This window comes from Gemmobacter sp. LW-1, from assembly GCF_001303875.1.
Classification (GTDB): Bacteria; Pseudomonadota; Alphaproteobacteria; order Rhodobacterales; family Rhodobacteraceae; genus Gemmobacter; species Gemmobacter caeni.
In genome coordinates, this window is the sequence record NZ_LJSC01000025.1 from 1 (window position 1) to 13,152 (window position 13,152).

Genomic DNA, 13,152 nt, shown 5'->3' on the forward strand with positions numbered 1-13,152 from the left:
CACATCGGCTCACACAAGACCGGGACAACCACCCTGCAAAGCGCCCTGAAGGCTGCGGGGTGCGGAAATCGCATTCGCGGGCTCTGCCATCGCCGGTTCGGGTGCGGCCATTGCTGGGGCCATGACCGGCGGCTCGATCCGCAGGCCACGACGGTTCAGCGCCGGTTCACGGCGGGCAATCGCGGCTTGCAGCGGCGTCATATGCGGCTGCGGCGCAGCCACACCCTTGCCATGCCGCACGCGGCTGCGGATCACGTCAGAGATGCGGGCCTTGATCCGGTCTTCCGGGGCCAGATCGGCCTCGGGCATTGCGGCCTGCATCACCGGCAGTTCGGGCATCGGATCAGGCTCTACCACCCGGCGCAGACGGCCCAGCAGCCCTTCCTTCCGGCGCGGCGCGGGCGCCTCCATCTGAGGTGCTGCAAGACGAGCCGGCGCACGGCCTACCCCGCCGCCCAGCTTGGCCGGAGCGCCGAAGTCCGGCACGAAACCATCATCCTCATCGGCTTCCAGCAGATCATTCTCGACCGGCAGATGCATCGGCAGCGTCGGCTGGAGATCGGCGCGGATGACACGATTGCGGCGGGCGGCTCCGCCCGGCATCGACAGGGCCGCAGGGGCCATCATCGCGGGCTGCATCTGCGGCGGAGGTTCGGCAAGCCGTGCCGATTGGGCCTCTGCCCGACGCTGGCGTTGCCGCGCCTGGGCCGCCTGTGCCGCGCGCGCCGCACCAGCGGTTCCGCGGCCCGCCCAGACCATGATCTGCGAATAGGCCATCACGCTGCCCAGGGCGAGGAAATGCCGCAGCACGCGCAGCTCTTCTGCGTCAAAGCCGGTGACGAACAGCAGCATACCCAGCAGCGCCAGCCCGGAGATGAGCGACATGACCTTCAGCCCGAACGTCGCTTTCACCGGCGCGACGCCCAGCATCGCCCCGAGCACGGTATCTCCGAACAGCCCGCCGATGCCAAAGGCATGCGGCCAGTCGGCACCCGGCACATGGGTCGCGGCAAAGACCGAGGCCATGGCCACAGCAATCAGGGCGAAGACCACGCGGCCCACAGCACGTTCGGCACCGCGATGCAGCACGAAGCGCATACCCCAGGCGAACAGGATCAGCGGGATGGCCCAGGCCCCCTTGCCAGTAATGATCATCAGGGTCGAGGCGATAGCCGCGCCGATCCCACCCAGCCAGTTGCGCACAGGCTGATCGGTGGCGACCATCCAGCCCGGATCCTCGGGCGAGTAGCTCAGCAGCATGACGGTGAACAGCAGCGCGGCGGCGATCAGGCCCAGCCCGATCAACTCGCGCGCGCGGCGCTCCAGCGCGGCCTGGGTGTTCGGGTCCACCAGCGGATCACGTTGACGCATCTGATACAAAGCCATCTGCCACCTCAGCCGTAAATGCAGTCGCGCAGCTTCGTCAGGCCGCGTTCCGTTTCGTCTTTTGGCGCCACCAAAGCGACGCGGATATAGGGCTTGCCCGGATTCTGCCCGCCGACATCGCGCGACAGATAGGCGCCCGGCAACACCCGCACGCCCGTCTCGGTCCAGAGCTTCAGCGCCGCCGCCTCGCCATCCTCGACCGGCAGCCAGAGGAAGAACCCGCCTTCGGGCGATTGATAGCCCTGCATGCCGCCGAAGATCCGGTCGGCCAGCGCGAATTTCTCCTGATACAGCGCGCGCGAAGCGGCCACATGCGCCTCGTCACTCCAGGCGGCTTCCGCCACGCGCTGCAAGGGCAGCGGCAGTGGCGCACCGGCAAAGGCCCGCAGCTTGCGCAGACGCTCCATGCTTTGCGGCCCGGCGGCCACGAAACCCGACCGCAGACCGGGCAGGTTTGACCGTTTTGACAGCGAATGAAAGGCCAGCACCCGTTCGGGATCGGCACCCACCTCGGCCGCGACCTCAAGGATGCCGGGCGGCGGGCTGTTGCGCCAGATCTCGGAATAGCATTCATCCGCGAAAATCTGGAAATCATGCTTCTCAGCCAGCGCGAGCAGGGTTTTCCAGTAGTCGCGGCTGGCCACCGCGCCCTGCGGATTGGCGGGCGAGCAGATATAGGCGACTGTCACCCGGTCCAGCAGATCGGCAGAAAGCCCTGCGAAATCCGGCAGATGGCCAGTCGCAGCGGTGGCTGGCACATAGACCGGCTCCGCCCCCACAGTCAGCGCCGCCACGGCATAGACCTGATAGAACGGGTTCGGCATCAGCACCACGGGCTGCTTGCCGTTCTTGGTTTCCGGGCACAGCGCGATACAGGCGTTGAACAGCCCCTCGCGCGTGCCGTTCAGCACCATGAAACGATCCGCCCCCAGCGCCACACCATAGCGCCGCTGCACCCAGCCAGAAATAGCGGCCAGCAGTTCGGGCGTGCCGTCATTCGGCGGATAGACCGAGAAGCCGTCCAGATTCGCCGCCAGAATCGGCCCGACGAAATCGGGCATCGCATGTTTCGGCTCGCCGATCGTCATGGCGACCGGCGCCCCGCCGGGGGGCAAATGATCCAGCAATTTCCGCAGACGCGGAAACGCATAATCCGGCAGGTTCGAGAACCGCTCAGGAAACGCCATTGGTATACTGCCTCATCTCGGGGTCATATCGCCCCGTTTGCGATGAGGATAGCGGGCAAGCCCTGCCCGGTCCAGTAGATCGTGACACAATCGGTTGTATGTGCCGGGCGAATGTGACTTTTGCGCCCTCAGCCCAGCGCGCGTTCCACCGCGGCGCCCAGCCGCAGCAGGCGTTCCTCCTGCATCGCGGGGCCCATCAGCGAAATCCCGCAGGACGGCTGGCCAGTCGGAAGGGTCAGCACGCACAGGCCCAGCACGTTACCGATGCGGGTATTGCGCAGCGCCAGCAGGTTTTCAGAGGTGAAATAGGCGTGATCTTCCATCAGCCGCTTCGCATCTGGCGGCAGGATGGGCGAGGTCGGGATCAGCACGGCATCGAAACCGCCAACCCGGCGCTCCCAGATCTTGCGCAGATCCTCCAGCCGCCGCCAGGCCGCGATATAGGCTGTCGCCGTGACCGCAGCACCGGCCCGGAAACGCTCCAGCACCGGAGGAAACATCTTGTCCGGCGCCGCCTCGATGGTCTTGCCCCAGATTGCATAGGCTTCGGGCGTGAAGAGGTCGGCAGCCAGCCGCATCGCCTCGGCCACTTCCGGGGCATCGAACTCGTCGATGGTGGCGCCTGCATTGGCCATGCGGCGCAATGCCCCGTCAAACCCCTGAGCCGGCGCGTCGCGCAGATCATCCAGCGCCACGGTTTTCAGCACGCCGAAACGGGCGTTGGTGAGACTCGCTCCGTTCAGATCCGCCGCACGACGGGCTGACAGGACAGAAAGGATCAGCGCGCAATCCTCCACCGTCGTCGCCAGCGGGCCGACCGTATCGAAACGGTCGCACAGCGGCACCACCCCCTTGGTCGACAGCCGGCCATGCGTGGTTTTCAGCCCGACCAGATCGTTCCAGGCCGCTGGCACCCGCACCGACCCGCCGGTATCCGAGCCGATGGCAGCAGGCGCCAGCCCGAAGGCCACCGAAGCCGCCGCGCCCGAGGATGACCCGCCCGGCACCGCATCGGGGAAGTTGATGCAGGGCGGCGTTGCCGTCACCGGGTTCAGCCCGAGGCCGGAAAACGCCAGTTCCGTCATATGTGTCTTGCCCAGACAGACCAGACCCTGCGTCGTCGCTCCATGCAGAAGCTCGGCATCCGTATCCGGCACCCGGCCCTTCAGCAGCGCCGATCCGGCCTCGCAAGGCACGCCCGCCGCATCGAAATTGTCTTTCCAGCTCAGCGGCACGCCATCCAGCGGGCCGATGCGGGTTCCGGCGCGCGCACGACCGACTGCGGAAACTGCGGTGGAGCGCGCCCGGTCCGCCGTCGTGCGGGCATAGATGCGCTTCGCATCAGGGTGGCGGGCGATGGCGTCGAGGAAAGCCTCGGTCAGGTCAACCGGGTTGATTTTTCCCGCGTCGATTGCCCGTCCCAGATCCGCCGCACTGCGCCCGAGCCATTTGTCCATCATCGCCGCAAACTCCGCTGTTTGGCGCAGGCTAGCGACGCAACGGCGCATGGACAATCCCGCTTGGCGCGCCATATTGGGCGCATGATGCCGGATACCGATATTCTGATCGCGGGCGGCGGGCTGAACGGCCCCGCGCTGGCCCTTGCACTGGCCCGCGGCGGGCTGCGTGTCACCGTGGTGGACAGTCGCCCCGCCCCCGCGCGGGCCGAAGCCGGGTTCGACGGCCGCGCCTATGCGCTGGCGCTGGCGTCGAAACGCCTGCTGATGGCAACCGGCGTCTGGCCGCGCATCGCGCAAAGCCAGCCGATCCTCAAGATCAGGGCCAGTGATGGCGAGGCGGGGCAAGGCGCCGCGCCCTGGGTGCTGGGATTCGATTCGGCCGAGCTTGAGGAAGGCCCGATGGGCTTCATGGTCGAGGACCGGCATCTTTATGCGGCCTTCCTGGAAGCCATGCGGGACGAACCCCGCATCACGTTGCTGTCGGGTGAAACCGTCACCGCACAGGAGGCGTGGGCACAGGGCATTACTGTCACACTCGCCTCGGGTCAGCGGCTGAGCGCACGGCTGCTGGCAGGTTGCGACGGGCGGCAATCAGGCACCTGCGCCCGCGCCGGTATCCGACGCACAGGCTGGGGCTATGGGCAGACCGCGCTTGTCACCGCGATCCGGCATGAAAAGCCGCATGAAGGGGTGGCGCATCAGTTCTTCATGCCCTCCGGCCCGCTGGCCATCCTGCCCTTGGCGGGCGGCCACCATTCCAGCATCGTCTGGAGCGAGGCCGACGCGACCGCACGCGCCATACAGGCACTGGACGATGAAGGCTATCTGACCGCGCTGCGTCCGCGCTTCGGCGATTTTCTGGGCGAGATCGCACTGGCGGGCGCCCGCTTCACCTATCCGCTGAACCTGACGCTGGCCACCAGCTTCATCGCGCCGCGCGTGGCACTGGTGGGCGATGCCGCGCATGGCGTGCATCCGATTGCCGGTCAGGGGCTGAACCTCGGCCTGCGCGATGTGGCCGCGCTGGCGCAGGTGGTCATCGAGGCGCATCGGCGGGGCGAGGATTTTGGCAGCCTGACGACGCTCGACGCCTATCAACGCTGGCGGCGGTTCGATTCCACGACGCTGGCGCTTGGCATGGATACGGTCAACCGGCTGTTTTCCAACAGCAATCCACTTCTGCGGCTGGGGCGCGATCTGGGGCTTGGCGCGGTGAACGCCCTGCCCGGCCTGCGGCGCGGTTTCATGCGGCAGGCGGCGGGGCTGACAGGCGATCTGCCAAAACTCCTGGACGGGAAGCCGATCTGAGGATCAGTCCAGCGCGCGGGCTTCCGAGACCAGCATGATCGGGATGCCGTCGCGCACAGGAAACGCCAGCCGCGCGGCCTTGGATATCAGTTCCTGCCGCTCGGCATCCCAGGTCAGTTGCGCCTGCGACATCGGGCAGACCAGCGCCTCCAGCATCCGCCGTTCGGGGGTGTTCTGATCGGTCATTGCAGACGCTCTCCTTCCGTGCCGCCGCGCAGGGCGATTTCCATCAACGTCACCAGCGTTTCGCGTCGCGTGGGCAGCGAGGGGGCCTCCAGCAGCGCCTGCTTGTCCGCCGGCTCGAACGGACACAGCATCGACAGCGAATTGACCAGCAATTCGGCCTCGGCCTCCTTCAGGCTGCCCCAGTCGGAAGACAGGCCCTGACTTTGGAAATACCGCGCCAGCAGATCCAGAAAGCCGTCGCGGTCAAAACCCGGATCGGTTTCCGCCGCACCAAGATCGCGGGCGAAGGGCGCCCAGTCCACCGCCCAGCGGCGATAAGGCTGAAAACCCTGCACCTCTTCCCGCAGGCGGAAGCGCGACACCCCCGAAAGGGTGATCATATAGCGTCCGTCCTCGGTTTCGGAAAACCCGGTCAGGCGACCAGCGCAGCCGATGGCATGCAGACGCGGTACCCCGGCCCGCGGCACCTCGCGGGGCTGGACCATCCCGATCAACCGCTGTTCGGTCTTCATGCAATCGGTCAGCATCGCCAGATAACGCGGCTCGAAGATATGCAGCGGCAAACGGGCCCGCGGCAGAAGCAGCGCGCCCGGCAGCGGAAAGACCGGGATCAGGTCGGGCAGGTCGGCAGCTTTGATCATGGCCATCAAACTAGGCCGCGCGGCAGGTCAGGCAAATATCATCGACGAAAGTTTGCGCCGCCCCTTCAGCACGATGGGGTCTTGCGGCTTCAGCGCGTCGAAGATGGTGAAAAGCTGGGCACGCGCGGCACCGTCATTCCATTCGCGGTCCCGGCGGAACAGGTCCAGCAACTCGTCCACCGCCTCGTCCACCTTGCCCGAGGCATTCAGCGCCACCGCCAGATCAAAGCGCGCCTGATGATTGTCGGGATTGGCCTCGACCGCCGCGCGCAGCTCCGCCTCCGGGCCCGCATTGGCAGCCTGCTTGGCAAGCTCGATCTGCGCCCGAGCCGCCTCGACCTCCTTGGCGTGGGCGATCTTCGCGGGCACACCGGCAAGGAATGCCTCGGCCTGTTCGATATTGCCCGCCGCCATATGCGCACGGATCAACCCGCCATAGGCGGCCGCATTCTCCGGCTCCTCGCCCAGAATCGCGGCAAAGATTTCGGCCGCACCGACGGCATCGCCATCGGTCAGCGATTGTTCCGCCATCTCCAGCGCCTCGCCCAGACCGCCGTCACCTGCCATGGCGGCAACGCGCTCGATAAACTTGGTCAGCTCCGACCCCGGCAGCGCGCCCTGAAAGCCATCGACCGGCTGGCCCTGCCAGAAGGCATAGACCGTGGGGATCGACTGGATACGCAATTGCCCCGCGATCATCTGGTTTTCATCAACGTTGATCTTGACCATCCTGACCCGGCCCTTGGCCGCGGTCACAGCCGCCTCAAGCGCGGGGCCAAGCTGTTTGCATGGGCCGCACCACGGCGCCCAGAAATCGACGATCACCGGCACTTCGCGGCTTGTGTCGATCACATCGGCCATGAAGGTGGCTTCCGACGAATCCTTGATCAGATCGGCCCCGGCGGGGGCGGTCTTTTGGGAATCCAGTCCGAACATCGCGTCCTCGTGTCTTGCAGCTTTGCCCCTATATGGGCGCAGTGCCGCAAAAGGCCAAGGGGAATTGCATTTCCTGCGTCCGGCACTAGCCTGCCGGAAAAGCGGAGAGTGCGATGCCCGTTCTGATGACCTTCGGCGACAGCAATACCCACGGTTCGCCCCCGATGACCGACCGCGTGAGCTATCATCGCTTCGGCCCGGATGTCCGCTGGCCGCGCCGGGCGCTGGCGGCACTGGGGCCGGAGTGGGAACTGGTGGAGGAAGGTCTGCCAGGCCGCACCGCGCAATTCGACGACCCATGCATGGACGGGCTGATGAACGGTCATCCGGCGCTGCGGCAGGCGCTGCAAAGCCACGGGCCGCTGGATGTGCTGACCATCATGCTGGGCACCAATGATGTGAAAACCCGCTTCGGCGCCAGCCCCGAAACGGTAATGGGCGGCATCGCCGGGCTGCTGGACCTTGCGCTCGGGGTCGAGATGCAGGCCCGGCATGGTGGCTTCCGCGTGCTGCTGATCTGCCCGCCGCCGGTGCTGGAAACCGGCGTCCTCGCGCCGGATTTCTGGGGTGCCCGCACCAAATCTCTGGCCCTGCCCCCACTCTACCGCGCGCTCGCCACCTCTCGCGGGGCAGCCTTTCTGGACGCAGGGGAGGTGATCAGCGTCAGCCCGGTCGATGGCGTGCATTTCGAGGCAGAGGCCCATGCGGCTCTGGGCGAAGCCGTGGCCGAAAGAGTGGCGGCGCTGGTGTGAGAACTTGCCCGATGCGACGGGCAGGCTCGCGAACGACGCCTTGTCCGGTGCCGGAAATTTCATCTGACAGGCTCGTTCCCCCGCAGTAAGCTGCAATCATGGGTTTCAGGGCTGCCTTGTTTCGACTGTTGGCTGTCACCGTCTTTATGGCGGCTGTCGGCCTGTCGCCCGGCGCGGTGTCCATCGCCAATGCGATGCCACAGCCGCAGAGGGCGCAGGCCATGACCACCCCCGATTGCCACAGCATGACCGCTGACAGGATGAATGAAACCTGTCGCCAGCATTGTCTGGGCCAGACGGTGATGACCGAAGCCTTCGCGCCGCCTGGCCTGGTGCAGCGTGTCGTGCCGTTCGAACCGGCGCCGGTTCTTGCCCTTGCAGCCTCCACCGGCCCCGAACCGGAAGGCAAGCCACCACGCCTTTGACTCCTGTCCCAAAGTCCCACTTTTGACCGGAGATCAAGATGACCCGATTTTCCCGCCGCGGCTTCATGGCCGCCTCTGCGGCTATGGCCGCTTCGCTTGCAGTGCCCGCCCGGCTGCGTGCCGCCACCGCCCCGCTGTCGCTGACCGCCACCACGCGCGTAATCGAGGTTGGCGGTCGCGCGGCCACCGTCATGGGGCTGATGAATGCCCAGGGCGGCCTTGGCCTGACGCTCGACACTGATCAACGCTTTCGCGTCGATCTGACCAACGCGCTGCCGGTCGAGACGATCATCCACTGGCACGGCCAGATCCCCCCGAATGCGCAGGATGGCGTGCCCAACACCAACCCGATGCTGAAACCGGGCGAGACCCGTGGCTATGACTACACGCCCCGCCCCGGCACCTTCTGGATGCACAGCCATCTGCCAGAGCAGGAAATCGGTCTTCTGGCCGCACCGCTGATCCTGCGCAGCGCCGAGGATCTGCGCGCCGACCGGCAAGAGGTGGTGATGTTCCTGCACGACTTCGCTTTCCGTTCGCCGGAAGAAGTGCTGGCAGAGGTAACGGGCGGCATGGCGATGGATCATGGCAGCATGAACCACGGCGCGCCGGCTGGCATGGATCATTCCGCCATGGGGCACGGCAGCATGGGGACCATGGGCGAGATGAGCGGTATGGCTGACATGGCCATGGACCTCAACGATTTCAACTTCGACGCCTATCTGGCCAATGACCGCACGCTGGACGACCCAGAGGTCATCGCCGTCGAACCGGGCGGGCGCATCCGGCTACGGGTCATCAACGGTGCCTCGATGACCGCTTTCTGGGTGGATACCGGCACCCCGGCCCGGCTGGTCGCGGTGGATGGCGAGCCGGTGCAGCCTCTTTCCGGCGACCGCTTTTCCATCGCCCCGGCACAGCGGCTGGATATCGAGATCAACCTGCCCGCCGATGGTGCCGCACTGCCCATACTCGCCCTGCGCGAAGGCGCGCGCGAACGCACCGGCATCGTTCTGGCCCCGAAGGGCGCCGCAATCCCCCGGATGGCCACGCTTTCCGACGAGGCGCATCCGCCGGTTTCCGGCGACATGCGGCAGGAATTGGCCTTGCGTGCCGTAACCTCGCTCCCCGAGCGCCCGGTGCAGAACCGGCAGATGGTCATGCTGGGCGGCGCGATGCAGCCCTATGTCTGGACGATCAATGACCAGACATGGGACAACCGGACCCCGGTCGCCGCGAAAAACGGCGAGAGGGTGGAACTGATGTTCCATAACATGTCGATGATGGCACATCCGATGCATCTGCATGGCCATGTGTTTCAGGTGGTCGAGGTCAACGGCACCCGTTTCGCGGGTGCGCTGCGCGATACGGTGCATGTGCCCGCCATGGGCAGCGTGACCATCGCCTTTGACGCGGGTGAGGTCGCGCCTTGGATGCTGCATTGTCACCACATGGGCCATCTGGCGACCGGAATGATGACGGAACTCGCGGTCTCCGCCTGAGCCGCCTCAGCCGCCGATCCACCCTGCGTGGGTCGGCGGCTGCGCGGGATCGTCATAAACCCGCCAGTCGATCCCGCCACCGTCAAGCCGCATCACCACAGTGGCCAGCGTGTTCTCCTCATCCGGGTCGCGCGGGTCGCTGCGGCGGATCGGCAGGCCCGGCCCGGCGGCATCGGCCAGCACCGCCAGCGGATCGCCAGCCAGCAAAGCCTCAGCCCGCGCCTGCCGGTCTGCGGAAGACCGGGTGATATATTGCGATGCCAGCCCGCCTGGATGGTGCAGCGCGTGATTGGCATGGGCGAAGGGCGCAGTCACCTCCTGCGCGGACAGCGCCCCGCCGCCATATTCCACAGACCAGAGCCGCCCGCTGGCGGCCTCGCCCAGCCCGATGTGAAAGCCGCCAGAGTTCGCGCTTTCCAGAAGCGCCACCGCATCTGCCGCTGTGGCGCAGGCCAGCATCGCCCGGCCCAGAACCATGCGTGGCACCGCAGGCTCCACCCCTTGCAGGCGGATGTTGTTCACCGTCATCCCCAGCCCCGCGTCGGTCATCGCGAAAGTATGGCCTGGAATGGACCCCGGATAGCAGAAGCTGACGAACCGCGGCGCACCCTCTGGCGCCAGATCAGCCAGAAAACACTGGCCGCGCAGGCTGGGGTAGCCGTCTTCGTTATGCGCCATAACCGCCGGGGTGCCGGGGCGCAGGACCGAGGTGCAGCCCTCGGCTTCAGCAAACGGCGGCAGCGCGGCGAGGATGTCCCCCCGGCACTGCCAGGAGAAAACCTCGGCGAAAGACAGGTCCAGCCCTTCGGCCAGCCCCTCGATCTCAGCCCAGATCGCCGGAAAGCAGTTGCGCACGGTTTCCGCCATCCGGGCGCGGCGGCCTGCGTGTACCGGATCGACCACCTCGCGCCAGAAGGGGTTGCCGCGCAGATGGGTCAGCACTGCCGCCCGCCCGATCTCGCGCGGGGTGCCTTGGGCTTTCAGTTGACCGAGTGTCATGCTGCCTCCTGTTTTCTGCCATCGAAGCCGGAGGACTGGCGGATGACAAGCCCTGCTGCGGTTAACCGCCCGTTTACGAGTCGGGGCGCAAGCTGGCGGCATGACCAGATCCCGCGCCTTCGCCGAAGCTCCCCTGCCCCTTTTCGCCCCGTCAGGCGACGAGGATGAGGCGACAGGTGCGGCCCTGCCGGGGCGCTTGCCCTCGTATATTGCCGACCACCGCAAACGCCTGCGCGCACGGTTCATGGAGGGCGGCGCCACCGCCCTGCCGGATTACGAATTGCTGGAACTTCTGCTGTTTCGTGCCATCCCCCGGCAGGATGTGAAGCCGCTGGCCCGGCTGCTGATGGAAACCTTCGGCGATTTCAACCGCGTGATTGCCGCCCCGGTGCCGCGTCTTCTGGCAGTGAAAGGGGTGGGAGAGGCGGTGGTGCAGGAATTGAAGATCGTTGAGGCGGCGGCGCAGCGGATGGCGCGGGCGAAGGTGATGCACCGGCCGGTGCTGTCAAGCTGGGACGCGCTGCTGGATTATTGTCACACCACCATGGCGCATCGGGAAACCGAGCAATTCCGTATCCTGTTTCTGGATCGCAAGAATGTGCTGATCGCGGATGAGGAGCAGGCACGCGGCACGGTGGATCATGTGCCGGTCTACCCCCGCGAAGTGGTGAAACGGGCGCTGGAACTGAATGCCAGCGCACTGATTCTGGTGCACAATCACCCTTCCGGCGACCCGACACCCTCGGATTCAGACATACAAATGACCATGCAGATCCGCGACGCGGCGGAGGTGCTGGGCCTTGTTTTGCACGATCATCTGATCATCGGGAAAGAGCGGGAGCTCAGTTTCCGGTCTCAGGGCTATCTGTGAACACCGGGCGCAACCAGACCTCCACCCGCCGGTTGGCGCGGCGCCCGGCGGCCGTGGTGTCGCAGGCCATGGGCAGCGCCTCGCCAAACGCTTCGACCTCTGGCAGGCGTGCAGGATCGGTGCCGCCCGGCAATGTCGCAGACAGCGCGGTCAGCACACCGATGGCCCGGCTTTCCGACAGCCGCATATTGGCCGCGCCATCGCCCGAACCATCAGAGAATCCCGCGAGGATCAGCCTGTTTCCACGAAAGGCATCAACCTCGATCAAGCGCGCCAGCAGGCGCAGGTTTTCGCGCGAGCGCGCATCCAGCGTCGCGGACCCATCCTCGAACCGGAAGGTCAGCGACGACCGGTTGGCGCCCGCCATGGCATCGGCCAGACGTTTCAGCTCGGCCAGCGGCACATCACCCCCTGCCCCCTTGATCGCGTTCAGCAGGCGCAGCCCGTCCGCAGTCAGCGGCACGCTTTCTGGGGCGCGGTCGATATATCCAGCCCCGGCCACGGCAGTTTCGGCTGCCGGATGGTCGAGGAAATCCAGAAATTCCCGTGCGAACAGCGGCAGGCGGCGGCGCGGCGTCAGGAGGCTGATGGCAAAGGTCAGAGGATAATCCCCGGCCTTCACCAGTGCCCGGTCCGCCAACAGCGGAAAGCCGCAGCTGTCGGTCAGCGGCAATGCCCGTGCGGCGCCGCGCTGCGCCTGCCCGGTGATCGCCAGCGCCCAGGGGTCACGCGCCACTGCCTCGGCCAGTGCCTCGGGCGTGTCATGGATCACGACCGCAGGCACATCACGCCCCAGACGCACCACCAAAGCCTGCTGCACCGACGTATCCTTTGCCAGCGCATGCAGCGCCAGCGGCATGTCAGGCCCGCCCAGCGCCTGCCAGTTGCGAATTTCGCCCGACAGCGCCTGCGCCAGATCGGGGGTCGAGATCCGGGGCAGCCGGTTGTCGCGCGCGACAATCGGGATCAGCGCATCCAGCGCCATGGCCCGTGCGCCGAAACCCTTATCGGCGGTTGCCGAAACCGCAAGCTCTGCCGCGCCGGACAACAGTGCCGCCCGCGCCTCCTCCGGCGAGGACGGGATGAAGGTGATGCGCGCCAGCACCTGATCGGTTCCGGTTTCCGACAAAGCCGCGATGAAACCGGCGTCCTGCGGTTCCAGCTTCAGAGCCAGCCCGCGCGTTTTCGCATAAGCGGCCAGCAGCGGCGGCAAAAGCGCCTTGCCCGGCGCCTCGGCCCCGGTGATGCGCAGAACAGCAAGTGTTGCGGTCAGGTCGGGGCAGCCCGGTCCGTCACAGATCACGCCTTCGCCATCCACCGTCAGCATGCCGAACCGGGTTTCGACCCGGTAAAACTCACCGTCGAAGCCCATCAGCGTGCCGTCGATCGACAAAGACCCGTCGCGCGCGGTCAGGGTGACATCCTGCGCCTGTGCCGCCTGTCCGCAAAACGAGAGCGCGGCGAAAACCGCCGCGCACCAAAGCATCAAACGCATATCG

General features: G+C 66.4%; 13 protein-coding genes. 5 read left to right on the top strand and 8 right to left on the bottom strand.

Translation table 11 applies throughout. From position 1 onward, the window contains the following. Positions 1 to 9 precede the first annotated feature (9 nt). The 3 genes from AO684_RS03410 to AO684_RS03420 form a co-directional block, all read right to left on the bottom strand. Positions 10 to 1,386, bottom strand: a complete 1,377-nt coding sequence (locus AO684_RS03410; RefSeq protein ID WP_054301344.1) for a DNA translocase FtsK 4TM domain-containing protein — start codon at positions 1,384 to 1,386, stop codon at positions 10 to 12. Positions 1,387 to 1,394: 8 nt separating this feature from the next. Continuing rightward, positions 1,395 to 2,573 (bottom strand): aminotransferase class I/II-fold pyridoxal phosphate-dependent enzyme, encoded by a 1,179-nt coding sequence (locus tag AO684_RS03415; RefSeq protein WP_054301345.1) that lies wholly within the window; start codon positions 2,571 to 2,573, stop codon positions 1,395 to 1,397. 128 nt (positions 2,574 to 2,701) lie between these two features. Then, positions 2,702 to 4,030 (bottom strand): amidase, encoded by a 1,329-nt coding sequence (locus tag AO684_RS03420; RefSeq protein ID WP_054301441.1) that lies wholly within the window; start codon positions 4,028 to 4,030, stop codon positions 2,702 to 2,704. Positions 4,031 to 4,114: 84 nt separating this feature from the next. Here AO684_RS03420 and AO684_RS03425 point away from each other — a divergent pair, with 84 nt between their 5' ends. Next, positions 4,115 to 5,341: a UbiH/UbiF/VisC/COQ6 family ubiquinone biosynthesis hydroxylase gene (locus AO684_RS03425; RefSeq protein WP_054301346.1), complete on the top strand. Its 1,227-nt coding sequence runs from the start codon at positions 4,115 to 4,117 to the stop codon at positions 5,339 to 5,341. A 3-nt stretch (positions 5,342 to 5,344) separates the two neighbouring features. Here AO684_RS03425 and AO684_RS03430 read toward each other — a convergent pair whose 3' ends face one another. From AO684_RS03430 to AO684_RS03440, 3 genes are read right to left on the bottom strand one after another with little or no spacing between them, the layout of a single operon-like run. Continuing rightward, complete coding sequence (locus AO684_RS03430) at positions 5,345 to 5,527, bottom strand: Trm112 family protein (RefSeq protein WP_054301347.1); 183 nt, start codon at positions 5,525 to 5,527, stop codon at positions 5,345 to 5,347. After that, positions 5,524 to 6,168, bottom strand: a complete 645-nt coding sequence (locus AO684_RS03435; RefSeq protein WP_054301442.1) for an LON peptidase substrate-binding domain-containing protein — start codon at positions 6,166 to 6,168, stop codon at positions 5,524 to 5,526. The genes AO684_RS03430 and AO684_RS03435 overlap by 4 nt, the downstream gene beginning before the upstream one ends. Before the next feature lie 27 nt (positions 6,169 to 6,195). Further along, a complete protein-coding gene (locus AO684_RS03440) occupies positions 6,196 to 7,104 on the bottom strand; it encodes a co-chaperone YbbN (RefSeq protein WP_054301348.1) in 909 nt (302 codons plus the stop codon). Between the two features lie 113 nt (positions 7,105 to 7,217). Here AO684_RS03440 and AO684_RS03445 point away from each other — a divergent pair, with 113 nt between their 5' ends. The 3 genes from AO684_RS03445 (at position 7,218) to AO684_RS03455 (ending at position 9,783) form a co-directional block, all read left to right on the top strand. Beyond that, positions 7,218 to 7,856: an SGNH/GDSL hydrolase family protein gene (locus AO684_RS03445; protein ID WP_054301349.1), complete on the top strand. Its 639-nt coding sequence runs from the start codon at positions 7,218 to 7,220 to the stop codon at positions 7,854 to 7,856. A 98-nt stretch (positions 7,857 to 7,954) separates the two neighbouring features. Next, positions 7,955 to 8,281 carry a hypothetical protein gene (locus AO684_RS03450; RefSeq protein ID WP_054301350.1) on the top strand — a complete coding sequence of 109 codons (327 nt, stop codon included), beginning with the start codon at positions 7,955 to 7,957 and terminating at the stop codon, positions 8,279 to 8,281. A 38-nt stretch (positions 8,282 to 8,319) separates the two neighbouring features. Continuing rightward, a complete protein-coding gene (locus AO684_RS03455) occupies positions 8,320 to 9,783 on the top strand; it encodes a multicopper oxidase family protein (RefSeq protein ID WP_054301351.1) in 1,464 nt (487 codons plus the stop codon). A 6-nt stretch (positions 9,784 to 9,789) separates the two neighbouring features. Here the strand turns inward: AO684_RS03455 and AO684_RS03460 are convergent, their stop codons facing one another. After that, positions 9,790 to 10,782, bottom strand: a complete 993-nt coding sequence (locus tag AO684_RS03460) for a C45 family peptidase (RefSeq protein ID WP_200907789.1) — start codon at positions 10,780 to 10,782, stop codon at positions 9,790 to 9,792. A 100-nt stretch (positions 10,783 to 10,882) separates the two neighbouring features. Between AO684_RS03460 and radC the strand changes: the two genes are divergently transcribed. After that, positions 10,883 to 11,653, top strand: a complete 771-nt coding sequence (gene radC, locus AO684_RS03465; RefSeq protein WP_054301352.1) for a DNA repair protein RadC — start codon at positions 10,883 to 10,885, stop codon at positions 11,651 to 11,653. Here radC and AO684_RS03470 read toward each other — a convergent pair. Next, positions 11,625 to 13,148: a phosphate ABC transporter substrate-binding/OmpA family protein gene (locus AO684_RS03470; RefSeq protein ID WP_054301353.1), complete on the bottom strand. Its 1,524-nt coding sequence runs from the start codon at positions 13,146 to 13,148 to the stop codon at positions 11,625 to 11,627. The genes radC and AO684_RS03470 overlap by 29 nt on opposite strands. Between the last annotated feature and the right edge of the window lie 4 nt (positions 13,149 to 13,152).

Bases quoted from the DNA above. Each gene is read 5' to 3' on its own strand.
- radC (WP_054301352.1), top strand. From the start codon at position 10,883: ATGACCAGATCCCGCGCCTTCGCCGAAGCTCCCCTGCCCCTTTTCGCC.
- AO684_RS03415 (WP_054301345.1), bottom strand. From the start codon at position 2,573: ATGGCGTTTCCTGAGCGGTTCTCGAACCTGCCGGATTATGCGTTTCCG.
- AO684_RS03460 (WP_200907789.1), bottom strand. From the start codon at position 10,782: ATGACACTCGGTCAACTGAAAGCCCAAGGCACCCCGCGCGAGATCGGG.
- AO684_RS03435 (WP_054301442.1), bottom strand. From the start codon at position 6,168: ATGATCAAAGCTGCCGACCTGCCCGACCTGATCCCGGTCTTTCCGCTG.
- AO684_RS03440 (WP_054301348.1), bottom strand. From the start codon at position 7,104: ATGTTCGGACTGGATTCCCAAAAGACCGCCCCCGCCGGGGCCGATCTG.
- AO684_RS03445 (WP_054301349.1), top strand. From the start codon at position 7,218: ATGCCCGTTCTGATGACCTTCGGCGACAGCAATACCCACGGTTCGCCC.
- AO684_RS03410 (WP_054301344.1), bottom strand. From the start codon at position 1,386: ATGGCTTTGTATCAGATGCGTCAACGTGATCCGCTGGTGGACCCGAAC.
- AO684_RS03420 (WP_054301441.1), bottom strand. From the start codon at position 4,030: ATGGACAAATGGCTCGGGCGCAGTGCGGCGGATCTGGGACGGGCAATC.
- AO684_RS03450 (WP_054301350.1), top strand. From the start codon at position 7,955: ATGGGTTTCAGGGCTGCCTTGTTTCGACTGTTGGCTGTCACCGTCTTT.
- AO684_RS03425 (WP_054301346.1), top strand. From the start codon at position 4,115: ATGATGCCGGATACCGATATTCTGATCGCGGGCGGCGGGCTGAACGGC.
- AO684_RS03455 (WP_054301351.1), top strand. From the start codon at position 8,320: ATGACCCGATTTTCCCGCCGCGGCTTCATGGCCGCCTCTGCGGCTATG.
- AO684_RS03470 (WP_054301353.1), bottom strand. From the start codon at position 13,148: ATGCGTTTGATGCTTTGGTGCGCGGCGGTTTTCGCCGCGCTCTCGTTT.
- AO684_RS03430 (WP_054301347.1), bottom strand. From the start codon at position 5,527: ATGACCGATCAGAACACCCCCGAACGGCGGATGCTGGAGGCGCTGGTC.